This window comes from Tatumella sp. UBA2305 (assembly GCF_002345795.1).
Lineage (GTDB): Bacteria > Pseudomonadota > Gammaproteobacteria > Enterobacterales > Enterobacteriaceae > Tatumella > Tatumella morbirosei.
Map to the genome: position 1 here is coordinate 157,445 of NZ_DDVT01000003.1, position 24,714 is coordinate 182,158.

20 protein-coding genes and 1 pseudogene are annotated in these 24,714 nt (G+C 49.2%); 8 read left to right on the forward strand and 13 right to left on the reverse strand.

What is annotated here, in order from left to right:
* The first annotated feature begins 24 nt into the window (after positions 1 to 24).
* Positions 25 to 966 carry a 2-hydroxyacid dehydrogenase gene (locus B3Z23_RS02010; RefSeq protein WP_294900888.1) on the forward strand — a complete coding sequence of 314 codons (942 nt, stop codon included), beginning with the start codon at positions 25 to 27 and terminating at the stop codon, positions 964 to 966.
* A gap of 96 nt (positions 967 to 1,062) precedes the next feature.
* On the opposite strand, the gene B3Z23_RS02015 is transcribed toward B3Z23_RS02010, so the two are convergent.
* On the reverse strand, positions 1,063 to 1,968 hold the full coding sequence (locus B3Z23_RS02015) for a sugar phosphate isomerase/epimerase family protein (RefSeq protein ID WP_294900891.1): 906 nt from the start codon (positions 1,966 to 1,968) through the stop codon (positions 1,063 to 1,065).
* A 573-nt stretch (positions 1,969 to 2,541) separates the two neighbouring features.
* On the opposite strand from B3Z23_RS02015, the gene B3Z23_RS02020 reads away from it, so the two are divergent.
* Positions 2,542 to 3,225 carry an O-methyltransferase gene (locus tag B3Z23_RS02020; RefSeq protein WP_294901079.1) on the forward strand — a complete coding sequence of 228 codons (684 nt, stop codon included), beginning with the start codon at positions 2,542 to 2,544 and terminating at the stop codon, positions 3,223 to 3,225.
* Between the two features lie 609 nt (positions 3,226 to 3,834).
* On the opposite strand, the gene B3Z23_RS02025 is transcribed toward B3Z23_RS02020, so the two are convergent.
* Positions 3,835 to 4,845 carry a nitrilase family protein gene (locus B3Z23_RS02025; RefSeq protein ID WP_294900894.1) on the reverse strand — a complete coding sequence of 337 codons (1,011 nt, stop codon included), beginning with the start codon at positions 4,843 to 4,845 and terminating at the stop codon, positions 3,835 to 3,837.
* 95 nt (positions 4,846 to 4,940) lie between these two features.
* On the opposite strand from B3Z23_RS02025, the gene B3Z23_RS02030 reads away from it, so the two are divergent.
* On the forward strand, positions 4,941 to 5,834 hold the full coding sequence (locus B3Z23_RS02030) for a LysR family transcriptional regulator (protein WP_294900897.1): 894 nt from the start codon (positions 4,941 to 4,943) through the stop codon (positions 5,832 to 5,834).
* Between the two features lie 51 nt (positions 5,835 to 5,885).
* On the opposite strand, the gene cho is transcribed toward B3Z23_RS02030, so the two are convergent.
* The 5 genes from cho to B3Z23_RS02055 all read right to left on the reverse strand — a co-directional run bounded on the left by cho (position 5,886) and on the right by B3Z23_RS02055 (position 12,870).
* Positions 5,886 to 6,731, reverse strand: a complete 846-nt coding sequence (gene cho / locus B3Z23_RS02035; RefSeq protein WP_414716445.1) for an excinuclease Cho — start codon at positions 6,729 to 6,731, stop codon at positions 5,886 to 5,888.
* 223 nt (positions 6,732 to 6,954) lie between these two features.
* Positions 6,955 to 8,598 (reverse strand): thiol reductant ABC exporter subunit CydC, encoded by a 1,644-nt coding sequence (cydC, locus tag B3Z23_RS02040; RefSeq protein WP_294900902.1) that lies wholly within the window; start codon positions 8,596 to 8,598, stop codon positions 6,955 to 6,957.
* Positions 8,595 to 10,355 carry a thiol reductant ABC exporter subunit CydD gene (cydD, locus tag B3Z23_RS02045; protein WP_294900906.1) on the reverse strand — a complete coding sequence of 587 codons (1,761 nt, stop codon included), beginning with the start codon at positions 10,353 to 10,355 and terminating at the stop codon, positions 8,595 to 8,597. Before cydD ends, cydC begins: the two co-directional genes overlap by 4 nt.
* 6 nt (positions 10,356 to 10,361) lie before the next feature.
* On the reverse strand, positions 10,362 to 11,408 hold the full coding sequence (locus B3Z23_RS02050; RefSeq protein ID WP_294900909.1) for a cytochrome d ubiquinol oxidase subunit II: 1,047 nt from the start codon (positions 11,406 to 11,408) through the stop codon (positions 10,362 to 10,364).
* Positions 11,409 to 11,424: 16 nt separating this feature from the next.
* Complete coding sequence (locus tag B3Z23_RS02055; RefSeq protein ID WP_294900912.1) at positions 11,425 to 12,870, reverse strand: cytochrome ubiquinol oxidase subunit I; 1,446 nt, start codon at positions 12,868 to 12,870, stop codon at positions 11,425 to 11,427.
* 1,768 nt (positions 12,871 to 14,638) lie between these two features.
* On the opposite strand from B3Z23_RS02055, the pseudogene B3Z23_RS02060 reads away from it, so the two are divergent.
* Positions 14,639 to 14,884 (forward strand): annotated as a pseudogene (locus B3Z23_RS02060) (DUF2534 family protein); the annotation flags it as partial.
* A gap of 24 nt (positions 14,885 to 14,908) precedes the next feature.
* On the opposite strand, the gene B3Z23_RS02065 reads toward B3Z23_RS02060, so the two are convergent.
* Positions 14,909 to 15,775 (reverse strand): helix-turn-helix transcriptional regulator, encoded by an 867-nt coding sequence (locus tag B3Z23_RS02065; protein ID WP_294900915.1) that lies wholly within the window; start codon positions 15,773 to 15,775, stop codon positions 14,909 to 14,911.
* 178 nt (positions 15,776 to 15,953) lie between these two features.
* On the opposite strand from B3Z23_RS02065, the gene B3Z23_RS02070 reads away from it, so the two are divergent.
* Both B3Z23_RS02070 and B3Z23_RS02075 read left to right on the forward strand, forming a co-directional pair.
* Entirely contained in the window at positions 15,954 to 16,853 is a 900-nt protein-coding gene (locus B3Z23_RS02070; protein WP_294900918.1) for a DMT family transporter, read from the forward strand.
* A gap of 163 nt (positions 16,854 to 17,016) precedes the next feature.
* Positions 17,017 to 18,231, forward strand: a complete 1,215-nt coding sequence (locus B3Z23_RS02075; RefSeq protein WP_294900921.1) for an L-lactate MFS transporter — start codon at positions 17,017 to 17,019, stop codon at positions 18,229 to 18,231.
* 77 nt (positions 18,232 to 18,308) lie between these two features.
* On the opposite strand, the gene B3Z23_RS02080 is transcribed toward B3Z23_RS02075, so the two are convergent.
* From B3Z23_RS02080 to alaC, 5 genes are all read right to left on the reverse strand, one after another.
* Positions 18,309 to 18,569 carry a hypothetical protein gene (locus B3Z23_RS02080; RefSeq protein WP_294900924.1) on the reverse strand — a complete coding sequence of 87 codons (261 nt, stop codon included), beginning with the start codon at positions 18,567 to 18,569 and terminating at the stop codon, positions 18,309 to 18,311.
* 77 nt (positions 18,570 to 18,646) lie between these two features.
* Positions 18,647 to 18,940, reverse strand: a complete 294-nt coding sequence (locus B3Z23_RS02085; protein WP_294900927.1) for a hypothetical protein — start codon at positions 18,938 to 18,940, stop codon at positions 18,647 to 18,649.
* Positions 18,941 to 19,092: 152 nt separating this feature from the next.
* The gene (locus tag B3Z23_RS02090; RefSeq protein ID WP_294900930.1) at positions 19,093 to 19,896 is read right to left on the reverse strand and encodes a hypothetical protein; all 804 of its coding nucleotides are present in this window, start codon (positions 19,894 to 19,896) and stop codon (positions 19,093 to 19,095) included.
* A complete protein-coding gene (locus B3Z23_RS02095; protein ID WP_294900933.1) occupies positions 19,893 to 20,363 on the reverse strand; it encodes a universal stress protein in 471 nt (156 codons plus the stop codon). The genes B3Z23_RS02090 and B3Z23_RS02095 overlap by 4 nt, the downstream gene beginning before the upstream one ends.
* 374 nt (positions 20,364 to 20,737) lie before the next feature.
* A complete protein-coding gene (alaC, locus tag B3Z23_RS02100; RefSeq protein WP_294900935.1) occupies positions 20,738 to 21,985 on the reverse strand; it encodes an alanine transaminase in 1,248 nt (415 codons plus the stop codon).
* Positions 21,986 to 22,242: 257 nt separating this feature from the next.
* Between alaC and B3Z23_RS02105 the strand changes: the two genes are divergently transcribed.
* Complete coding sequence (locus tag B3Z23_RS02105) at positions 22,243 to 23,967, forward strand: sensor histidine kinase (RefSeq protein WP_294900938.1); 1,725 nt, start codon at positions 22,243 to 22,245, stop codon at positions 23,965 to 23,967.
* Positions 23,964 to 24,695: a LytR/AlgR family response regulator transcription factor gene (locus B3Z23_RS02110; RefSeq protein ID WP_294900941.1), complete on the forward strand. Its 732-nt coding sequence runs from the start codon at positions 23,964 to 23,966 to the stop codon at positions 24,693 to 24,695. Before B3Z23_RS02105 ends, B3Z23_RS02110 begins: the two co-directional genes overlap by 4 nt.
* The last annotated feature ends 19 nt before the right edge of the window (positions 24,696 to 24,714 follow it).

The window sequence follows — 24,714 nt, forward strand, 5'->3', positions numbered from 1 at the left end:
CTCTCTTTAATACAGGATAAAAATATGTCTTCTTCCCTGGTGTTAGCCGACAAAGTTCCACCGGCACTGGCAGAAAAACTGGCAAACGATTATCAGCTCTGTTTCTACACTCACTTATCGCCTGAAGAGATTCAGGCGATAAGTGAACAGACTGAAATCATCGTGGCCAGCGGAGAGTCGACGGTCAATGCAGAGATGATCAGCCGTTTTCCGAATTTAAAACTGATTGCGGTTTTCGGCGTCGGTTACGACGGAATTGATGTCGCCACCGCCATCAGCAAAAATATCCAGGTCACCAATACCCCGGACATTTTAACCGATGATGTCGCCGATCTTGGATTTGCACTGCTCCTTAATGCATCCCGACGTATCAATGCCGCCCAGCGCTTTATTGAGCAAGGTCATTGGGCCTCAGGCTCTTTTCCTTTGGCCAGTAAAGTTACCGGTAAACGTCTGGGCATTGTGGGTTACGGCAGGATTGGTCAGGCGATTGCTAAACGGGCGCGCGGTTTTTCAATGTCTGTTGCCTGCTTCAGCCGACATCCGGTCAGTGATCAGGACGTTAAGTGGTATGGCGATTTGACTGAGCTGGCCCATCACAGTGATATTCTGGTGGTCTGTGTCAGCGCCAACCCTGAGACCCGGGGTATGATTAACAAACAGGTGCTAACGGCGTTGGGCCCACAGGGAATTCTGATTAATATTTCACGTGGCAGCGTGGTTGATGAGGTTGCTTTAGTCGACGCGATTACCCACGGAGACATTGGTGGCGCCGGGCTGGATGTATTTGCCGCAGAACCGTCAGTGCCGGAAGCACTGCTGAATCGTCCGGAAGTCGTGCTGACTCCTCATATTGCCAGCGGTACTCATGAAACCCGGGCCGATATGGCCAAACTGGTCACTGACAACATCACAGCATTTCTTAACGGGCAGCCATTATTGACTCCGGTAACACCGAAAGCCTGATACCGGTCAACCGGCACAAAAAAACCTGATTTCTGCGGTGCAGAATATCAGGTTTTTTGTGGCTGCTTAGCCCCCGTTAAGGCGCTTATGTTCAGGTTACAGCCCCAGAGCTACCCGCCATGCCGCCTGTAAAAACTCGCGACACTGCCGTTCATTATCCCACAGATCATCCTGAGCTGTAGTTCGCATTTCTACGGCGATCGAAACCGGTCCGTTGTGCATCGGCAATGGCAGACTGAGCGCCGTCGCAATAATATTGCCTGCAACTTCCGTAGTAAGGAAACCCGGCTCACCAAATTTCATATGCCAGTCTCCGTACCCTTTCGCAGCCGGATCGAGGATGGCATTGGCCAGATGTAACTGGCCAATCAGCGGTGCCGACAGAGTGAGTGATTCAGCCAGGTCTTCCTCATTCAATGCCACATGAGCACTGTCCCATGCCATATACAGATCCGGGCAGTCAGCTTTCAGCTCGTTCATCCAACTCACAGTTTCCGGCGTCGGACCAATCAGCTGGCATTTATGGGCAAAACGGTCCAGTGGTTCAATCTGCATAATCATGCCCGGATATTGACGCACCACTTCACCAATCTGCACCAGTACCTCACCAAATACTTTCTTTGCTTCCTCACGCTGTTCCGGGCCTGGATCACTACCGCTGACCAGTGATAATTTAGTCGTGCCGCATTCCGCCGCCAGATGTACCAGCTCACAGGCCCGCAGCATCGACTTTTTACGTAGTTCAGCATCGAGGCTGCACATATTTAAGTTATCTTTTAATAACTCGAAAGTTAGCCACTGTGTCACATTCAGGCGACGCTCTTCAGCGACGGTACGAATCTGACGCGCAATTTCCGGCTGATGAATAATCCCGGTTTCGAAGCCCCGGTAATAACCGATATCAGCAATCCGGCGGACAATATCCGCAACTTTAGTTTCCTGAGTCATTTCAGGAAAGAATAATTCCGCAATATGTGCGGAAGGATATAATTGGGTATTCATAGAATTCGACTGCCTCCTGAAAGGTAACGCGGGTTGATTTTTTGCGGGGGCTCACCTGGGCTTATTCAGAGCCTGACCTGCATTTGAACATTTTATCACTTACAGAACACATGAACATACAACCCTCAGGATCATCAGTAATTCTTTGACGGCAATCTCATTTTTCGACTTCGGGAGGCACAAAAAAGCTGATTGCAGGTGACAAATCTCAGAAAACAGCATTACAGACTCAAAGGTATGTGCCGAAAACTAGCAGAGTAGTTCTGTCTATATGGCTGTTGGCAATTTTGCGCTAAACAGCGATCCGCATTCGACTTTAGCAGCAATCAGCCATTACTTCTGAAAACATCTTTTCATAGTTAATCAGCCACCTGGTCGCCACTGAGACAGCCACCCACCAACCAAACTGGTCATTTCTGGTTAATCAGTAATTAAGATAATACACATCAGAACTGAGCAATATGGCAGGGCGACAATCTCCGGTACCCGCTATTACCTGAGTAATTCCGCAACGAATAACTGTCACAATTAAGGTTTAAACTGTTTCGGGCCCTTAACTGAGAAATGTTTGCGATAAGAACTCCTGATTATTCACTCCCCGATAGTAACCAGGCCGCTGAAGTGGACGCATGGTTTACAGAAAAACTTATCCCTGACTACCCCGCTTTGCAACGCACTCTGGAGAAGAATACTGAGCAAGGATTACCTGCCCACGATGTTTCAGCTTTACAGGGAAAAATGTTGGCAATTTTTGTTCAGATGGTCCGTGCAACGCGGGTTTTGGAGATCGGTACACTCGGGGGTTACAGCACTCTTTGGATGGCTAAAGCATTACCATCACACGGTAGTGTAACAACTATAGAGTTTAATCAACATCATTCAGAGATTGCGCGGCAAAATATTGCTGATTCCGGTCTCTCTGAACGCGTTGAACAACATACCGGCGCTGCACTGGACATTTTACCTACACTCACCGGCCCCTTTGACCTTATTTTTGTTGATGCTGATAAAGCCAACAATCCTGATTATCTGGAATGGGCTCTGAAATTATCCAGACCCGGTACAGTGATTGTCGGAGATAATACGGTGCGTGGTGGACGTGTCATTCATTCTTCCAGTAATGATCCTCACGTACAGGGCCTGAGGGAATTTATCCGGATGATTTCAGAAAATCCACAGCTTGAAGCCACTGCAATACAAACCGTGGGAGAGAAAGGCTGGGATGGTTTTGTACTGGCGATAGTTAAAGCTGCCTAAATTTCTTCCGGGAAGACCACAAATTCAACCCGGTAATATTCCGAAGCAGAGATGTCATCCCGCGAGCCAGCAAAAATATCTGACGCCTCTGGCCCCGCACCTTCCCATTTTTGCCAGGGGCCGTAGCTAGCTGTGATCGGCAACCAGCTGACTTATATTACCGCCAGTGACCAGCTCATCGGGTCTGGTAACTCCTGAAATTTTATCCACCGGACCGGGCTAACCATCGACCAGTGCCATCGCTGTGGATACAGATTATTTTGTACCCGTTTGTGCCTGCGCCTGTGCCTGTGACTGTGCCTGCCGACGATTTAGTCTGATATACAAAAAAATATAGATAAGCGTCTGGAAACAAGAGGTGATCAGCATCGAATGACTGGTGCCAGCATCTCCGTTCATAAGATCGATAATATTAAATACTATCGCCGTTAGTGATAAGACAGTTAACAGCAACAATATGACTTTGCAAATTTTGAATGTCTTTGGTTGAATCATCAGCGGTATCTTCCTGAAAATAAAATCCCGCCAGTAGCAGTGGTGTATCCGGGGCTACTGGCAGGATAATTACTGTAACATATTAATATTATTTAATTTAAAAATACTCTTCGATTATTTTTGCGGATTGCGGACAACCTCATTCGGATGGCTGAAAACCGGAAGTTCTTCGGAAAAACGGGCAGTACGGGCATCACGTTCGTAACCATGAACTTCAGACAGCAGGCCATACAGTGCCGGACGTCTGCCATGGATCCAGCGACGTCCGGTAGACATTGGCAACAGGCTGAGATCTAAATTGGCGCAAACCAGCGTATCCAGATAGCTACCGGTCTCATTCACAATGCGCCCATAAGGATCGATGATCATCGCGTTACCGGTACGAATTTCACCATTATCCAATCCGACGCCGTTACTGAACAGAATAAACATGCCGTTATCATGTGCCCTGGAGGGTAACCAGCGCATCAGCCAGCCACGACCACTCTCACCACTGAGCGCCTGTTCCAGAGCCTGCGGATCTCTGTGACGATTTTCCCATAAACTGACAGGCAGTGGTTTCATACCATACGGACTGCGGGAATGGGTTCCACCGGTTTGATGCGGAGCAATCAGTATCTCTGCCCCCAACAGTGCAGTGATCCGGGCATTTTCGGTCAAATTATTATCCCAGCAAATCAGTATCCCCGCTTTAACCCCCCACGGGGTTTCAAACACCGTAAAATGATCCCCCTGAGAAATCTCCGGATGCTCGAAAGCATGCAGCTTACGGTGTACCGGACGGGTTCCGTCGGGCATACATATCGCATAAGCATTGTATAACCGGCCGTCCGGAGCCCGTTCAATAAAGCCGGCACCAATCATCATCTGATACTGTTCCGCCAGTCTGGCTATACGCGCCAAAGACGGGCTGTCTGCCGCCGGTTCTGCCAGTTGTTCCAGCGCCTGACGGTCCAGTTCCGGTACATGCCAGTAACCGGTGATGCACATTTCCGGAAAGACCAGAATGTTAACCCCCTCCCTGTGCGCCTGATGGCACATCTCTTCCATCACTGACAAATTGTACTGTTTATCGCTGGCACGGTGGCAGAACTGCACACTGGCTGCACGAATTTGCTGATTCATGACATACTCCTGTCGGCAAGTTATGAGCGCAATTTCACCCGATCTCCCGCCAGCATGTATAATCACGTTTTTTCCAGCTTCGATAACCTGACGGAATGGATATTAAATTACTGCGTGCCTTTGTAACGCTCGCGCGGCTTGGCAATTACCGTGCGGCGGCAGAAAAATTGTGCATCACCCAGCCCGCTCTGACCAAGCAAATCCAGAGCCTGGAATTCCATTGTGGAATGACTCTGTTTCAGCGGGGCCGCCAGGGAGCACGGCTGACGATTAGCGGCCATCAGCTTCTGGAACAGGCCGCAGGCGTCATCGCACACTTCGACAGTTTTGTCAGTCAGGTTGCAGAAATTCAGCGTGGAAATGTAGGAGTACTCAATCTCGGGTTCGGGGTATCGTCATTCCGTATTGCCCCGAAAATGGTTGCCGGATTCCGTCTACGTTTTCCTCAGGTTCAGGTGTCACTCAACGATATCTCTTCAGTGGTGCAATATCAGCGGTTAGCTGAGGGCCAGTTACAGGCGGGATTTGTACGACTACCGGCCCCCGAACCGCTCAGCAGCCGGGTGCTGGCGCAGGAAAATCTGGTACTGGCTGTCGCCAGTGAAGGTAGTGTCTCAGTAACCCGGTCCACCGGTGATTGGCTTAGCCAATGTCGGTTGTTACAGCTGACGAAAATCCGGGGCGAAGGGTTGTTCGCTCAAATCACTATGTTCCTGAAAGCCAATCAGTTAGTGCCACAATCTGTTTCAGAAGCGGATGATATCCAGACTCTGCTGGCTCGTGTCTCTGCGGGAGAAGGCATCGCACTTCTGCCCGCCAGCGTAGCAAATATACTGCCTCAGGGGGTGAGTTTACATCCTGTGGTTGGAGAAAACAGCCACTGGCAGACCGGTATCGCCTGGGATCCCCGGATAAAAGATCCATTACGAGATAATTTTCTGGATACTGTGTTTAATATGCTGACTTCCGCATCAAAGACAGATCACTGACAGCCTCCCTGGTTAACCGGATTGCAAGGCTACAGTTTCCGATCAACAGGATCAATCGTCCAGTGGGATAATCTCATATTTTCCCGATAGTAGCGGTTTGCAGAGGATCTTGTAGCCATCAATATCATAGCCGTCACGGACTCCGGAAAGTTCACGCGCGCGGGTCAGACTGTCGGCTTCTCCCAGCCATACCCAGTGATCGATCACCTGATACTTTTCACCTTCACGCAAGGCAATCCGCCCCGGCCATGGCCAGCAGACGATTTTCAGGGCAGCGACCGCCTGCGTTAACTGTGCGTGATGCTGCTCAGCAGAAATTACTCCGCAGCAGGCGCCCGAGCATTTACGTAAGGCATGACGAAAACAAGCCCGCCCCGGGGGATTTTTTTCAATCCCCAGTAAGCCGTAGCAGAGTGAATTCTGATCGGCTATCTCCTTCAGGGCTCCCAGTGCGCTATAACGGTTTTTAAACAGGCCGTAGATATCTTCCGCGCTGTCCATTTCCTGTGAGGTGAGAGCAATAACACTCACTCCCTGATCTGTCAGTTTCAGAGTGTGCAGCAAACGGGTCTTACGTAATCTTTTATTAAACAGAGGTTTGAGCTGTTTAATCAGCTGCGCTTCGAGCAGCAATGCACCAATTTCACCGGCAGTCTGCTGATAACGTATGTAACGGGTCTGGCGTAACAGTTTGGCTTCATCAGTATTACGGAAATGGGACAGTAGCCGCGCCCGCAGGTTGACACTTTTTCCGATATACAGTGGCATGCTGTCACTTTCGCCATAGAAAAAATAGACCCCGGGTGTCGCCGGGACATTTGCGGCCTCTTCTCGCAGATTATGGGGATAAACAAAAGGAATCGCTTCAGGTTGCCAGTCGGTCCGCCTGTTTCTCATAAAATAAGTCACCTCTGATACAGTGCTGCTATTTTAGTCAGTTATGTCGCAGATTGCATCAGGCGGAGTCCGAAGACACATCAGAAGCCACGGCCACTGAAGGAAGAACACGGGGTTTTCGGGTAAATAAAAAACGCGGGGTCAGACTGAGGTGCAAAACGTTCCGGCAACATTACGCAGACCTGCACAGAAATTTCACTCTCTGTACAGGTCTGGCGGTACATCAGCCTTCCAGCACCAGCCGGCTGTCTGCCAGCACCAGTGGCTGAATCTGGTGAGTGACCAGTAAGGTTGTTTTGCCTTTAACCAACTGTTGCAGAGAATGCAGTACCAGCCCGGTATTTGTGGCATCCAGCCCTTCAGTCGGTTCATCCAACAGGATAACCGGAGCATCAGACAAGAACGCACGGGCAATGGCAATCCTACGTGCCTGCCCACCTGATAAACGAGCACCTAATTCACCGACCAGCGTATCCAGGCCGTGAGGGAAAGCTTTGATTTCATCGGCCAGAGAAGCCTTAGCCAGAGCCTGCCAAAGGGTATCGTCATCGGAGTCAGGAGCCACCATCCGTAGATTATCGCGTACTGAAGCATTAAACAGATAGGTTTTCTGGCCGACCACTGAAATGGTCTGCCGCAATACCTGATCTGATAACTCCCTGACGGGATGCCCGCCAATCGAAATCGTGCCCTGTTCACATTCCCAGAACCCCTGAATCAGGTTAAGGATGGTGGTTTTTCCGGCACCACTCGGGCCAAGCAGCGCCAGGCAGTGTCCTTCCGGCACCTTAAAGCTCATAGAGTCGAGTACAGCGGGTTTATCTGCTGCATAACGCATAGTGACCGCAGAGAAGGTCAGATCGAAGCGTTCCGGTTTATCACTGGAGGCCGGCAAACGAATGGCAGGAGTGAGTTCTGCCATGGCAAAGATACGGCGCGCGGCTTCGCGGGTTACGCCGAGGGCTGCAAAGGCAGCCGGTAATGCAGCAACGGCCTCGGTACTGGCAAGCACCGCAAAGATCAGCATGACAAAATCGTTACCTGCCAGAGCACCGTTATGAGCGGCACTGATCAACAGGATCAACGTACAGAACATGCCAATCTGGCCTGCCAGTGCGGAAAGCGCATTACCCGCAGCGGCAATCCACGCCTGACGACGCTGCGCGGCAATCAGTTGCTGAGACAGTCGGCTCAGGTGTTCAGTCTGGCGGTTAACGGCCCCGGCTATCTGTAACTCACCAAGACCGCGGATTAAGTCTGTGGAGGCAACCTGCAAAGATGACCTTAATCCGGTCACTGCGTTGCCCGAGGCCCGGGTCAGTGAAGCGACAATGACCGGAATCACTACACCAGCAACCAGCAGCATCACTGCATCAATCCCTGCGACTGCCGGAGAAAACCAGAACAGTACGCATAAAATGGCGACTGAAGAGATCAGTGCGGCAATTGCCGGAGCCAGAATGCGCAGGTAGAAATTATCCAGGCTGTCGATATCGGCTCTCAGCCGGGTCAGCAGATCACCGTCACGAAACTCCTGCAGTCTGGCAGGCGCCAGCGGTTCCAGGTGTTTATAAAACCAGACACGCAGTACTGCCAGTAAACGCAGAGTGGCATCATGGGTAACCACGCGTTCCAGATAGCGGGCTAAAGTTCTCAGCACTGCCAGACCGCGGATAGCGGCGGCAGGGGTGAAAAACTCCAGAGTCATTTTACCCACACCGGCCAGCGCCATCGAAGCGATAAACCAGCCGGAAAGCGCCAGCAGCGATACGTTCGACAGAATGACGACCACTGACAGGAGTATGCCGATAGCCATCCGTGCCCGCCACGGACGGGCCAGTGCTAACAGATGACGTAATTCGTTCATTCTGTTGCTCCTTTCTGCAAACGTTCAAGTTCAGCCAACACTCCGCCGCTTTGCAGCAACTCAGCCGGAGTTCCGGATTCAATCACCCTGCCCTGAGCCAGCACCACCACCCGATCGGCCATCACAGCCACAGAGGTATCGTGTGTAATCACCAGCCGCGCAGAATCCGGGAAAGCTTTCACCAGGGCCGACATCATCTGATGTGCAGTATGGCTGTCAAGAGAGGAGGTCGGTTCATCGAGGATCATCACCGGGGGTGTGGTCAGCAGGGCTCTTGCCATGGCCACGCGTTGTACCTGGCCGCCGGACAATCCCTGTCCACCATCTCCAAGCTGAGTGGCATAACCCTCAGCGAATCCGTTGATGAATCCGTCAGCCTGTGCAAGCTGTGCCGCTTTCTTTAGCTCAGTGTCACTGGCCTGTGGATGGGCGAGACAGATATTATCGGCAATCGATCCCGCAAACAGTGTCGGACGTTGCGGTAACCAGCCAATCTGTTTCTGCCACTCCGGCAGATCCAGTTGAGAAAGATCCACCCCGTCTATCAAAATCTTCCCACGGTTCGGGCTGATAAATCGCAGCAATAATCTGGCCAGCGTGGTTTTACCTGCCCCGCTCGACCCGACAACTGCCAGTGTTTCGCCACGACGCAATGTGAATGAAATATCTTCGATACCGCCACCTTCCGGATGCTGATAACCCAGGTTTTCCACGCGGATTTCCTGTGGTTCTGCAACGGACAATGCCTGACCCGGAGTCTGTTCCGGCAGTTCGGTGTTAAGAATATCCAGCAGGCCTTCTGTGGCACCAATAGCATCCATACGGGCATGATAATGGGCTCCCAGATCACGCAGAGGTCGGAAAAATTCAGGGGCAAGTAACAGTGCAAATAAACCAGGTAAAAAGGCCAGATCGCCGTAATAGAGCCGGAAACCGACATAAACGGCTACCATCGCTGTGCTGATCGTGGCAAGAAATTCCAGTACCAGCGAGGACAGGAATGCAACACGCAATACCTTCATCGTGGTCTGACGATAGTTTTCTGAGATTGCTGCAATAATTTCAGCCTGCCGACGGGCAGCATTGGTCTGACGCAACGTGGTCAGTCCGGCAATCACATCAAAAAAGTGGGCGCTCATCAGGCTAAGCTTACGCCACTGTTTGAGACTGATTTTTTCTGCACCTTTGCCGACAATAATCATGAAGATCGGTATCAGTGGCGCGGTGATCAACATAATCAGCCCGGACACCCAGTCCGACGGAAACAATGCGACCAGAATCGCCAGCGGAACGACACCGATAATAATTTTCTGTGGCAGGAAAGCAGAAAAGTAAGTTTCGATAGCATCAACACCTTCACCCAGCGTACTTGCGATACTGCCGGTGCGTTGTTGCTGGCTCCAGGAGGGTCCAAGAGCTGAAATACGTTCAAGTAAGGTGGAGCGGAGAGTCTGACGGATACGTGCGGCGCTTTCAAACGCAAAACCCTGGCGTAACATTTCCAGAGCAGCACGCAGTAACATCACCAGCGGCAATAACCAGAGTGCCGGGAATAACCCCGACAGCTCTTTGCCACCAATAACCACACTGTCAATCAGCCATGCCAGTAACCAGCACTGAGCAATCATCATTACCGCATTCAGGGTAGCCATGACAACTGACAGAGAAAAGAGCGCACCAGCCTGGCGACGCTGGCTTGAAAGCCAGCGTTCTGCCAGGCGAGCGGCCGCTCCACTGAGGGGTGGGCGAGACGACATATAAGATTAGTGTCCGTAACCGACCAGTTTAGAGATACGACCGCGGAATACCCAGATCTGGTACCAGTTATACATCAGCATGACCGGAACAAATCCACCCATGGTCAGAGTGAAGGTAATCAGGGAAACCTGTGGGGTCGCACCGGCCCAAATGGTCCAGGTGTTAGGTACAATCCATGGGAACATGGTGAGAAGCATACCGAAACCAAGGATCAGCGCAGCAGCATTAAACCACAGGATAGCAGCAAGATCTTTGTCTTTCAGCGTATCACGGCGTACCTGTTCAATACAGAACAGCGCTATCAGACCAAACAGTCCCCAAATCCAGAAGTGCGGACCAAACCACTTAGCACGGGCCCAGTCAAAGTCGAATGCACTCCAGATCCAGGTGACCACGACCGCAATAATCGCTAACCAGAAAGTTACCGCCGTCCAGCGGGCTGCAATCTGACGCAGTGGTTCACTCTTTTCAAATCGTGCGCGGACAAACAGCACACCAGCAAGAACCATGGCAATACAGGAAGCAACACCGGTCCAGATTGAGAAAGGCGTAATAAAGTTAAACGCCCCGCCCGCATAGTGCGGAACACCCTGTGCCGGATTATCCAGCGCAAAGCCCTGCAGTACAGCACCCACGCTCATGCCACCGAAGAAAGTCACCGTCAGGCTGGAAATCCCAAACACGCCATCAGAAAATTTCTGCCAGAATGGCGATGCCAGATGACGAAATTCCAGAGCTACGGCACGGGACATAATGCCCCACAACACCAGTGCCATGGGCACCATCAGGTAACTAAACGCAGAACCGTAAACAAACGGGAAGGTACCAAACATAATACCACCCGCAACAATCAGCCAGGTTTCGTTAGCATCCCAAGTACCGGCCATTGCCGCCATGATAGCACCACGTTCATGATGATCTCTGACGAACAGCGAGAAAATCCCTGCACCAAGGTCTGCACCATCCAGCGCAATGTATAACAGTACGCTGATACCAAAAGCCAGCCACCAGGCAATAATCAAAAAATGCTGAGTATGATTTAGCATATCCATGAGTGTTCTCTCCGTATCAGACCGGTCTTATGTATTCAGGATGGTCAGCGTGCTCTTCGCCTTCCGGAAGATCCAGTTGACCAAGATGTTCATGACCTTCACCAGGGATTTTGCTGGATAAATCAGGACCCAGGCGAACGACTTTCGCGAGGAACCAGATTGTCCCGGTGACAACCGCTGATTCGAAAATTGCAAAACCAACAAACCAGAAAATTGCCAGGCCCGTCGTCATTGCACTCATACCATCTTCAGTACGCATCAGTCCGTAAACGATCCATGGCTGACGACCAATCTCACGTGTCCACCAGCCGGCAATCACTGCAATATACGGCAGTACAACCATAGCCACGGCAATCATCAGGAACCACTTGTTAGAAGATGCAGTTTCCGGAGTCATACGACGACGAGCGATTAACCAGACCCCCCACAGGCTCACCAGCAGAAGTGCACCACCTGCTCCGGCCATCGCACGGAAGGCATAGAACGGCAGAACCACGGGTGGCTGTTCGTCTTTAGGGAAGCTGTTCAGACCACGAACCGGACCGTTCCAGGTTTTGGTTTCAATCAGGCTCAGACCGTGTGGAATAGAAATGGACCACGCCAGACCCGTGCCTTCTTTGTTCGGCCAGCCGATAATGTTCCAGGCATTGTTAACATTGCCCTGAGCATCATAAGCATCATACTGACCTTCCATTGCTGCCAACGCCGCAGGTTTGTTTTCCAGGGTGTTTTCACCCAAAACGTCACCCATATAGACCTGTGCTGCAGCAACTACTGCCAGCGCAACCAGTGAATATTTTAAAGGACGCAGGAAAATATCAACATTGCGACGTTTGAGGACGAACCATGCACAGACAGCCACCACAAAAGTCAGTGACAGCTCAAAGCTCGCCAGTAACATGTGTGGGAAGGCTGAACGTACGTTGGCATTGAACAGCGCCGCAACCCAGTCAGTCACGACGAAAATGCCGTTTTTCAACTGAACACCGGTCGGTGTCTGCATCCAGGAGTTGGCTACCAGAATCCACATTGCCGAAAGAGTTGAGGAAAGAGCAACGTTAAAGGTCGCAAACAGGTGCATTTTGCGACTGATTTTACCCCAGCCAAAAATCATCAAGCCGATGAATCCGGCTTCATACATAAAGGCGGTAATGGTTTCGTATCCTAACACCTGACCAAAGAAAGGTCCGGCAGCCTGTGAGAAACGGCCGTAAAGGATACCAAACGCCATTTCCATCGTGACCCCGGTAGCCACACCGGCACCAAAGTTCACGATAAACAGCTTTTCAAAGAAACGACAAATGCGATACCACTTCTCATCATTGTTCCTGACCCACATTGCTTCCGCGATGAAAAGCAGCAAGGCCAGACCGATGGTCAGTGGCGGATAGATGATATGAATTGATGAGATTAGCGCGAAGTCAATCCGCGTAATCAGCGATGTGAGATCATTGCTTAACATTGCTATCTTCTTTTGTATTAAGTGACCGTATTAGCCCACGACACCCAGGTGCCTTGTCTCTTACCAGGCAGGTAGAATGATAAGAGATGAGACAGGAAGAGTAGAATCAGGTGTCGCACCATCCTTTCCTCTAAACGTCATACTGTTTCTATAGCACATATCTCTGCTTCCCACCGGAAAGAAGAACAAAAAATCGCCACCACGTCCATTTCCTCACAGAGATGGAACCTGTCACATCACTCACTACGGAGCTTTTGTCGGCAAAGCTTATTTGATAAGCGCTATGCAGTATTGACGACAAGCAAATTACTGCAGAATCTGAATTTGTTTATATAGAGATATACCCAGATATTCGAGACGCAAATATTGTCATAAAAGAGCACAATACTGGTTCTGTGTAGTCCGAATGAGCCCAAGTATATTCCTCCGCACCCGGATCTTGTCAAGAAAAATGTAGGTAAACCGCTTTTTTGTTGCACGGTGTATTATATTCATTCACACCGCACAAAATATTCCCCACTCAATAATGCAATTGTAACCAAACGAAAATTAATTTTTAATCTGCGGCAATTCAAACATCGCCTCACGGTCAAAAACCGATAAATTAATGTTGGTTTTAACCATTTAAATCAGCCACATACAAAAAAAACCACAACGAACTAGCACATATCGTTAACTATTTATATATTCAGTTAAGAAAACAATTCTGGATCAGATAATATTTTCAATAACCTACAGGTAATATAAAAACAGATAACGATCAAAATAAAACTTCAATTAAGTTATCAGCGCATAAACATAAAATACACCTGGCTCGATACTTTATAACTTAAATAACCTTTCATTAACATCGTGAAGATGAGAATAAGAATATTTACCATTTATAAGCATGATATAATTTTATTAAATACAGCAAATTTTCATTTCTCTGGCTTCAGTATCTCCGGTGACCTCTGAAGCTTTATCAGCTACCCGGGACCCGGCGTTTTGCATGTCAGAAGCAATACCCCCGCCAGAGTTGCAAAGGGCCCTAAAACCTGGTCGTTTGGTTAATGGCTTCTGCTGCCGTAGCACAATGAAAGCAGGCAGTCACTAAGCGCAAAATTTCAGATCAACGGCTGTGAACGTAATTCATGATCGCTCTCATTCTCCCCTCCCCTCTTGTCGTTGAGTCAGAGCTCAGGCACACCCATCCCCGACTTTCATCAAAGTGGCTGAGCACAGAGAGAAGCTTCATCACCCCTGAGTTTTGAAGAAGCGTAAAGTGCCAGTAGGTAGGACATGTCCGCCCACCGGTAGAGGCAGATTAATTAATACAAAAATCATATTTAACAACATACAACAACTGTGTTTAATTACTGTTCAATAACTTAAAAATGATGATAGCCAACCACCTTTTTGACAGCCAGTGATGCAAACACTGGCTTTTTTTATCACGGGCTAAAATAAAAATCATATTTTTCAATTCATTAATTAAAATCAGATTCCCGTACTCACCAGAACACGCCATCTCTAATCTCCCCGACAGGTGGATTTTCCGCCAGATGTCCTGGTCCCTGCATATGGATATAAAGAATTAAAATCATGACGGATATATCATTTAAATATTAACAGGCAATATACCGTTTGACAGGCGTCGGATTTTATTCCTGACCGGGTTACACTATATCGGCTAAATAATTCATAGTCCGGAATATTCATTAATAACGGTGAGTAACAATGTATATTTATGCGTTTTTTTCCAGGGAGAGGTACGGTGATTATGTTTAAGAATAAAAAAACCCGTCACTTTATTAGTGGCGTGGTGGTGGTCGCTTTAATCGTTGGTACCATTATGACCCGGGCGATTATCGGAGGTGTGATCGACGAATATCATATTCCCTTCAGTCAGTGGCCTGCCGACCTGTATCTGACACAATGTTTTATGATTGTCATCTACACTGCTGTGTTCACTGGCCTGCTCTCCATTCCGCTCTGGTACTTTTTCCTGGGCGAAAGTGATGATAAAAACTAAGACTTATCAGCAACAGACACGGCTCTATGGCCGTGCCTGACGATAGACTGACGGGCTCTGACCAAAGTGAGCACGAAACCGGTGACTGAAATGGCTCAGAGAGGAAAAGCCGCATTCCTCCGCAATAGCCGTCAGTGACAACGGAGTATTCAGAAGTAACTGCTCTGCCGTGTTCATCCGTTTGATCATCACATATTGATGTGGCGACTGACCGGTACTCTGACGAAACATCCGCGCAAAATGATAATCACTTAATGCTGCTTCTGCGGCCAGTTCTGCCAGAGTTAAAGGTGAACTTAACTGTGAGGTAATAAATTCATCCACCCTTTTCAGCACCTTTGGTGCCAGCCCACCTCGAACTTTAGGCAATTGCCAGTTAACGGTACTGTATTGTTGCACTAAACTCGTCATTAATAATGTGGTGGCGGTACTCAGCATCAGATGATTCGCCGGTTGTTGCCAGTCGCAACTGAGTATAAAGTGGCGATACAGCTGAGTAATTCGTGGATCTTCAGCGAAAACCTGTTCATCCAGCGAAATCATCTGCGGGCTGCGATCCCAAATTTCACCCGCCAGTTTCATCAAATGTTGTTCGGTGCAATAAAGATGAACAAACGAAAGTCTCGCACGGACATCCCAGCAGGACTCACTGTGAGCGGGCATCAGACAGAAACGATCTGGTCCACCGCCATTACGCCAGCCATGCGGAGTTTTATGCCAGGTGTCGTAGCCATCGGCTATATACAAACTGAGAGTATGGTGATCACTCAGATTTGTCACCATGTCCTGACAGTTGAACCACGATGCTAACTGTATGCCACTGTCGAGCGTGACTGCTTCACGCAATTTTGTCTTGTGGTGTCGTAAAATATCAAAAGTCTGATAAGACATCGTTTCTCCGGTCCTCCGCTGTCACTTTCTCAGTGTAATCGGGTGTCTTATCAGCTGCCAGTGTTGACTCTGTTAAGAGAAAAAAAACCGCAGGATTATGCAAACTGACCGCAAACCGGTATCAACGGTCTTCTCAGCAGCCCGCCATAATGGCAGCTTAGCGTAGGGAGGAGATCAAATGAACATCGTTCTGTATTTTACCGTAGTACTGATTTGGGGCACCACGTGGATAGCTATTTTTGTCCAGCAACATTCTGCTGGTGTTCCGGTGATGACCTCCGTCTTCTGGCGTTTTTTGCTGGCGGCAATCCTACTGCTGGTTGCGCTAAAGCTGACTCACCGCCTGAAAAAACTATCCCGTCAGACCCATTTTTACTGTTTGCTGCAGGGATGCTGTATCTTTGGCGTAAATTTTATCTGCTTTTATACTGCTGCTCAGTGGATTAACAGTGGTCTCGAATCTGTGATTTTTTCAATGGCGGTGATTTATAACGCCATCAATAGTTGGATCTTCTTTCGTCAGAAACCACCGGTACAATTTATTCCAGCGCTGATCTTCGGCCTCGGAGGGATGATTGTGATGTTCTGGCCACAATTGAAGGCCAACCATTATTCAGTTCAACTGCTGGCAGGTATTGGTTTATCCGCTCTGGGGACCTTGGGTTTCTCGCTGGGAAATATGCTGAGTGTGCGCCACCAGCGCCAGAAACAGGATGTCATGACAACCACCGGGTATGCCATGCTGTACGGAGCCCTGGTCATGGCCCTGCTCAGCCTGTTCTCCGGCCAGTCTCTGGCACCGTCACTGAATACTCACTGGCTGGCAGCCGTTGGTTATCTGGCAGTGATAGGGTCGGTGTGTGGTTTCGGTGCCTACTTTACCCTGCTGGGCAGAATCGGTGCGGCAAAGGCCGCATGGAGTACCTTATTATTTCCGTTAGTCGCACTGGCATTATCTGCGGAGTTTGAAGGTTTTATCTGGCAACCCCATGCCGTCCTCGGACTGATGAGTATTTCTCTCGCGAACCTGATGATGTTTGTCCGCTTACCGGCAGGCCGACGCGCACGAGCAGTCTGAAAACAAGGTGATATGGATGGCATAAATACCCGATAAACGTCATTCATACCCTGTATCATGCATTTCATGCCGCGGAAACGGCAGCTCATACCATAATCCCACACAAACTCCCGGTAATTAATTATCCTGTCCGTAGAAATTGAATCTCTCGCGGAGCGCGAACATGAACACCACCAAACAACCGCCATCAGCTACCCGTTGGCTGACACTGTGCGGGACTGTGATTACCCAGTTTGCATTAGGATCTGTTTATACCTGGAGTTTGTTTAATCAGCCCTTGTCTCAGAAACTCTCCGCCCCGGTCAGCAAAATCGCTCTGTCCTTTGGTATCCTCAGCCTCACCCTCGCTCTGGCATCATCTATGGCGGGTAAACTACAGGAAAGATTTGGTGTACGTAACGTGACCCTCAGTGCCGGTATTTTACTGGCTATCGGCCTGTTTCTAACCGCAGAATCTAGTTCCATCGGCATGCTGTATCTGAGTGCCGGAGTGTTGGTCGGTCTGGCTGATGGCACCGGCTACCTGCTGATATTATCCAACTGCGTAAAATGGTTTCCTGAGCGTAAAGGGGTCATTTCTGCATGCTCTATCGGTGCTTATGGTTTAGGAAGCCTGGGCTTTAAATTTATTTTTAGCTATCTGTTGGCCCATCAGAGTCTGGAGCATACCTTTATGCTGTGGGGAGCGATCACTCTGGTGATAGTGACGGTCGGTGCTTTGCTGATGAAAGATGCTCCGCGTACAGAGGTTCAGCAAGGTAGTGACTCCGCGGGTGACTTTACCCTTGCAGAGTCTATGCGTCAGCCACAATACTGGATGCTGGCGTTAATGTTCCTGACTGCCTGTATGAGCGGCTTATATGTCATCGGGATCGCCAAAGACATCGGCCAGAATCTGGTGCATTTACCCGCGTTGGCCGCAGCCAACGCAGTGACGGTGATAGCCATGGCCAATCTGGCGGGTCGTCTGGTGCTGGGAGTGTTATCCGACAAGCTGCCACGTATCCGCGTGATTTCACTGGCGCAGATCGTCTCACTGGCAGGGATGAGTCTGCTGCTGTTTACCCGACTACAACAGGATTCATTTTTCTTCGCTGTTGCCTGTATCGCTTTCAGCTTTGGTGGTTCGATTACCGTATTCCCGTCACTGGTCAGCGATTTCTTTGGTCTGAATAATCTGACAAAAAACTACGGCGTTATTTATCTCGGTTTTGGCGTTGGCAGTATTCTTGGTTCACTGGTCGCGTCAATTTTCGGCGGATTTATGGTGACATTTGCAGTGATCATGGTACTACTGGCCGTTTCACTGATCCTGTCGCTGACCGTTCGACAGCCGGGCCAAAATTCAGAACAACCTGCCACACTGGTACAAAACTGACAACCTGCCTGTTATTTCGTGATGCCCCGCCTGCCGGGGCATAATATTGTCTTTGTCTGACACTATTTCCCGAAAAATCACTTCACTCTTAACGCAGTCCTGACTCTCCGGCGGTAAATCGCCAGCACTATCGCCAAAACCATAACCGACAGAAGATGCACAAAAAACCATACCATTACTCCGGCAAAGATATAGATGCCACCGGGGGCATCAGGATCGTATTGCATCCCCACGCGTGCCCCCACCATCGCCCAGATAAATAACGTAGGAATCGTCCAGAGAATATTGAGCCACTTGCGATAGCGGTTTACCGGATTCAACAGTTTTTCACCGATCAATGTGCAAAACTCCTGTGGGAGAAAATCATAGTATTGCCCCTGCTTCCCGGTGACGAGTATTCCTGACTTCGCTGCTGTTAATTATCTACCGAATAATTGCACTGGAACCAACGGGTTTTGTCTCCTGGCCAGGCGCTGTTTTCTTCCGGAAGCGGTTCAACTTTATCAAAACCATGCTGGTGACAATAATCTGCCACTGTGGTGTTGAGAGCGGTCAGATTGACCTGTGAAGGTTTGTAACGAAACTGCAGACTGTGGGAAGCTTTATCATTGTCTACCTGTGTGTACCCCCCGGGATACTGATGTGCGCAGCCACTTAGCAGAGTGCTCAGCACTCCCGCCATACAGAGAACTCTAAGATTTTTCGTCATGTTCAGAACTGTTATCCGAAAAGTAAAATTTACAGGCATAGTAATGTATCCCTCCTCCGGTGGTTGCACATCGGATTAGACCGTAAGCCCACATCAGGATGGAGAAATCAGAGATTTCTGTCTGCCACCCGCCGGCAGACAGTGTTCAGGGACTAATCTGCACTGACGACCATCATACGTAACAGGTTGGCCGACTGAGGCGCCGGCAGTTTCAGGATGGTCTGGTACAAATCAATCGTCATCGCGCACAGTGACTGATGATCAGAAGATGTGTCACCCGGCTCATTGAGCTGCTTCAGCTTGTCGCCCCAGCGTGAGTACAGGGTACTCACGACTTGTTTCAACGTTTCACTGGCCAGAGTTTTATTGAGTGGTTTATCAGGCCCTTCGCTGGTCAGTAACAACTGTTCCATTGCCGCCGAATCACGATCATTCAGCGACTGCGGGAGTACCTGCATCAGATTGACGCCACCTTCAACCTGTGGATACAGAAAGCGAAAGCAGTATTCCGGTGAGATTTTCTCCAGCGCAATCATTTCGTCCACATTGACCGTGACATAATCAATAACCGCCTGGTCACTGGCACGGCCAATTCGCTGATTCACCACATCAGCCAGCATGCCACGCAACTGCCCGATGGCGAGGGGTACACTCATCCCCTGGTTTATCGAGCGCAGAAAAGATTGCTGCAAAACCGACCAGAGTTTCGGTTCCTGCTGTTTCAGAATCCGGTAACCGGGTATTGCTGATAATTCTGCCAGCGAGTGCTGAGCCAAAAGTTCAGCATCATGCTGTGGTTTATAGGCGTAAAACCACCACAGATTTCCTGCTACTACAGGAACAATCGTCAGTAAAATAGCAGCCACCAGCGAAAGACGATGCTTTCTGACAATGACAGTCAGTATTAGCCCTAAAACAATCAGGCTGATGACAGAAGGGAGTAGTGTTTCGGTCATACCGTAGACGAAGTCTCTTGGGTAACATCAACCAGAACAGGACAATGGGCTCGTTCAATAACAGCAGCACTCACTGAGCCTTTCAGAATTCGGTTGAAAGAAGAAAGATGGCGACGTCCCATAATGATCATTGAGGCTTGTATACGATCAGCCTGTTCGACTATGGTGGTAGCCGGTTCGCCACTGCAGATCAATCCGCGAGCGGGAATTCCAGCCTGAGCAAACGGATACAGCGCAAAGCGCAGCATCTGTTCTGCCGAATTCTGGCTGTCTCTGGCATTCAGCAACAATGACCCGCTCTCTGCAGTATCAATTTCTATCGGCTGGCTGCCGGAAATATCATCAGACATCACACAACACACAATAACCACCGACGCCTGATGCGCCTGAGCCTGATCCAGGGTGGTTCTGATAATTTTTTCCGCCATTGAGGCCTGGCGATCAATAGCCATTAATAATGTTTTCATTATCCAGCTCCCTTCCGGAGAGTAGTAGATACCGGTATCAGACCTGTAAAGACTGCCCGGAACAACAGGCTCCTGACACCGCCCGTGATATGCTCCCCGTTAATGTATCCTGATTTGCTTTAATTGTCAGAGTATTACCTGGCTGATTTTCTCACTCCTGCCGGAAAAATGCCGTAGCAAAGAGAAATACAGTTAATTTTAAAGCCAGGACTGCAGGGGGAAAAACAGATTTTAATTAATTTTCAAAACCACAACGATTGATGTAGCGAAGTTACCAGCTGTAACGACCACACTAGTGGCCTGTGGCTGTCAGAGAAGATTCATTTGGGGCACAAACCGGGGAAGCTCAGGGGATTCTCCCCTGAGCAAAACTATCAGGGCGCTGAACTCTCCGGAGAGACAGTTTCACTGCTATTTTGGGGAGCCAATCCTGCGGCACGGAACATGTTTTTGATGCCACGCACCGCCTGGCGGATGCGATCACTGTTCTCTATCAGAGCAAACCGGACATGAGTATCACCATAATCGCCAAAGCCGATTCCGGGGGAAACGCACACTTTTGCTTCTTCAAGCAGCAGCTTAGCAAACTCCAGCGATCCGAGATGGGCATAATGCTCTGGAATTTTTGCCCAGACATACATCGATGCTTTCGGGTTTTCCACCCTCCAGCCAGCATCATGCAACCCTTTCACCAGCACATCGCGACGACGCTTATATTGTTCGGCAATATCACGGACACATTGCTGATCTCCTTCAAGTGCCGCTATCGCCGCAACCTGTAACGGGGTAAAGGTACCATAGTCATGGTAGCTTTTAATCCTTGCCAGCGCCGAAACCAGCTCCTTATTGCCCACCATAAATCCAATTCGCCAACCGGCCATATTGTAACTTTTCGACAGCGTAAAGAACTCGACAGCAACGTCACGGGCACCAGGAACCTGCATAATTGAAGGTGCTTTCCAGCCATCGTAAACGATATCTGCGTAGGCCAGATCATGTATCACCAGCACATTGTATTGTTTAGCCAGAGCAACAACCCGCTCAAAGAAGTCCAACTCAACACACTGTGCTGTCGGGTTTGACGGGAATCCCAGAACCATCATTTTCGGTTTTGGATAACTTTCACGGATGGCCCGCTCAAGTTCTGCAAAGAAATCAACGCCGGATACCAGCGGTACCGAACGCACCTGTGCACCGGCAATAACCGCGCCATAGATATGAATCGGGTAACTTGGGTTAGGTACCAGTACGGTATCACCGTGATCCAGTGTAGCCAGCATCAGGTGTGCCAGCCCCTCTTTCGAACCAATAGTCACAATGGCTTCAGATTCTGGATCGATATCTACCTGATAACGATCTGCATACCAGCGGGAAATCGCTCTGCGTAACCGGGGAATACCTTTGGAGGTGGAATAACCATGGGTATCTTCGCGCTGTGCGACCTGACAGAGTTTTTCGACAATATGTGGTGGTGTAGGGCCATCCGGATTCCCCATACTGAAATCAATAATATCCTCGCCCCGACGACGGGCAGCCATTTTTAATTCTGCGGTGATATTGAAAACATAAGGAGGCAGGCGATCAATACGGGTAAAACGACGGACTGGCTGATTATCTGACATAAAAAACTCCGTTAAACGTTAGCGCCCGGACCGTCCGAGCGACGCACTCCGAATGGAGTAAAATCAACATACCTGCCGGGTTCAGTGTTTGTCCAGCAAATGCTCTTCAGACGATACAGATATTTTTTAACCGATAACCCGGAATTGATCCTGATTTTGTTTTACGCAAATTATCCAGGTGAAGCGCTGGTGCAGGACAGGGAATTTTTCTATCATAACTGCCTGTTTTGTTGTTTTTTCACCTAAGGCCCGCCGCGATGTTCCTCCATCTGGATAAGTTACTGGCGGTTTTTGACCGTGCAGCATTAATGCTGATCTGCCTGTTTTTTCTGACCCGTGCAGCGCCCTTCCGCCAACTGTTACAAAAAGATGATTATACCGTGCCAGAAAAAATGGCCGTAACAGCCATCTTTTCTCTGTTTGCGCTGTTTAGCACCTGGACCGGAATCAATGTGGATGGGTCGCTGCTCAATGTGCGAATCATTGCGGTCATGTCCGGGGGAATCTTGTTTGGGCCCTGGGTAGGCATTACCACCGGGGTCATAGCCGGATTACACCGGTTTTTAATCGATGTTCACGGTGTGACCGCCCTGCCCTGCCTGATAACCAGTGTGTTGGCGGGTGTGGTCTCCGGGCTCATATACAGGCATATCGAAAAATCACGGCGCTGGAGCGTTGGTATCCTCTGTGGCATGTTATGTGAAAGCCTGACAATGATCCTGATTGTATTACTGGCCCGCCCCACCAGTCTGGGCATAGAAATTGTCAGTGAAATTGCGCTGCCAATGATTCTGGGTGCGACCAGCATCGGGCTGATTGTATTGCTGGTACAAAGCGTTGAGGGAGAGCGTGAAGCGCAGGCGGCACGTCAGGCGAAACTGGCCCTGGATATTGCCAATAAAACTCTGCCATTATTCAGGAACATCAACAGCCAGTCATTACGCCAGGTCTGCGAAATTATTCGCCACGATATCAATGCCGATGCGGTAGCACTGACCAATCGCCAGGAAATTCTTGCTTACGTCGGTTATGGTGAAGAGCAGTATCAGACCGGCAATATTGGTCTGAGCACCACCACCACGCTCGCGATTACCAGCGGAAAAATTATTATTCGTAATAATGATGAAGCCAACCGGACGCGGGATATCCACTCTATTTTGGTGATACCACTGCGGGAAAAAGGTGAGGTTGCCGGCACCCTGAAGATTTATTACCGTCGGGCACACCGGATTACGGGTTCACTGAAAGAGATGGCCGTCGGTTTATCACAAATCATCTCAACACAACTGGAAGTCTCCCGGGCTGAGCAGTTACGTGAGATGGCAAATAAAGCCGAATTGCGCGCCCTGCAGAGTAAAATCAACCCGCACTTTCTGTTTAATGCACTAAATGCTATCTCCTCGTCAATCCGCATGAATCCGGATACTGCCCGTCAGTTAGTCATTAACTTGTCGCGCTATCTGCGCTACAACCTGGAACTTAGTGATGATGAAGTGATTGATATCAGGAAAGAGCTGTACCAGGTAATGGATTATATTGCTATCGAGCAAGCCAGGTTTGGCGACAAGCTATCGATAATCTATGACATCGATGAAGAAATTTCCTGTAAAATCCCGAGCCTGCTTATCCAGCCACTGGTTGAAAATGCCATTGTCCATGGAATTCAGCGGACCCAGGGAAAAGGCGTGGTGACCATAACTATCCGCCAGGGAGATTGTGAAGATAACGTCCTCATCTCAGTGAGGGATACCGGGGAAGGTATCAGCGAGGAAGTCATCCGCAGAGTGGCGAATAACGAAATGCCAGGTAATAAGATTGGTTTGCTAAACGTTCATCATCGGGTCAGATTGCTATACGGAGAGGGTCTGAAAATTCGCCGCCTATCCCCTGGCACCGAAATCAGTTTTACTGTCAGCAAAACCTCCCCTTCCAGTGTGGCAGACAACAGTAAAAGACAATTCAGTACGGAGAATGTAACGTGAAGGCTATCATTGTCGAAGATGAGTACCTGGCCCAGCAGGAACTCAGCTGGATGATACAACAGTACAGTCACATCAGCATTGAAGCCTGTTTTACTGACGGTCTGGATGTTCTTAAGTATCTTCAACAACATCAGACAGATGTTATTTTTCTGGATATTAACATTCCATCACTTGACGGCATGCTACTGGCAAAAAATATCAGTCAGTTTGCGATTAAGCCTCTGATTGTGTTTATTACGGCCTGGAAAGAGCATGCCGTGGAAGCCTTTGAGCTGGATGCTTTTGATTATATTCTGAAACCCTATCAGGAATCCCGAATCATCAGCATGCTGAATAAGCTGGAAGCTGGCTGGCATCACCAGCAAAATGCTATCTCTGCGCAAAATCATTCGACAATACAGCAGACTATCAACCTGGTAAAAGATGACAGGATCATCGTGACGGATATTCACGATATTTGTTACGCAGAAGCGCACGAAAAACTCACCATCGTCTACACCCGACGGGATCAGTTTATTATGTCGATGAGTATTAGTGAGTTTTGTCAGAGACTGCCAGAGAGTCAGTTTTTTCGCTGCCACCGATCATATTGCGTAAACCTGAATCAAATCAGCGAAATAGAGCCGTGGTTTAACAATACTTATATTCTTAAATTACGGGAACTGGAGTTTCAGATCCCAGTCAGCCGCAGTAAGGTCAAAGAATTTCGTCAGCTGATGCATTTGTAGCAGAATGCATTCCTGGCCG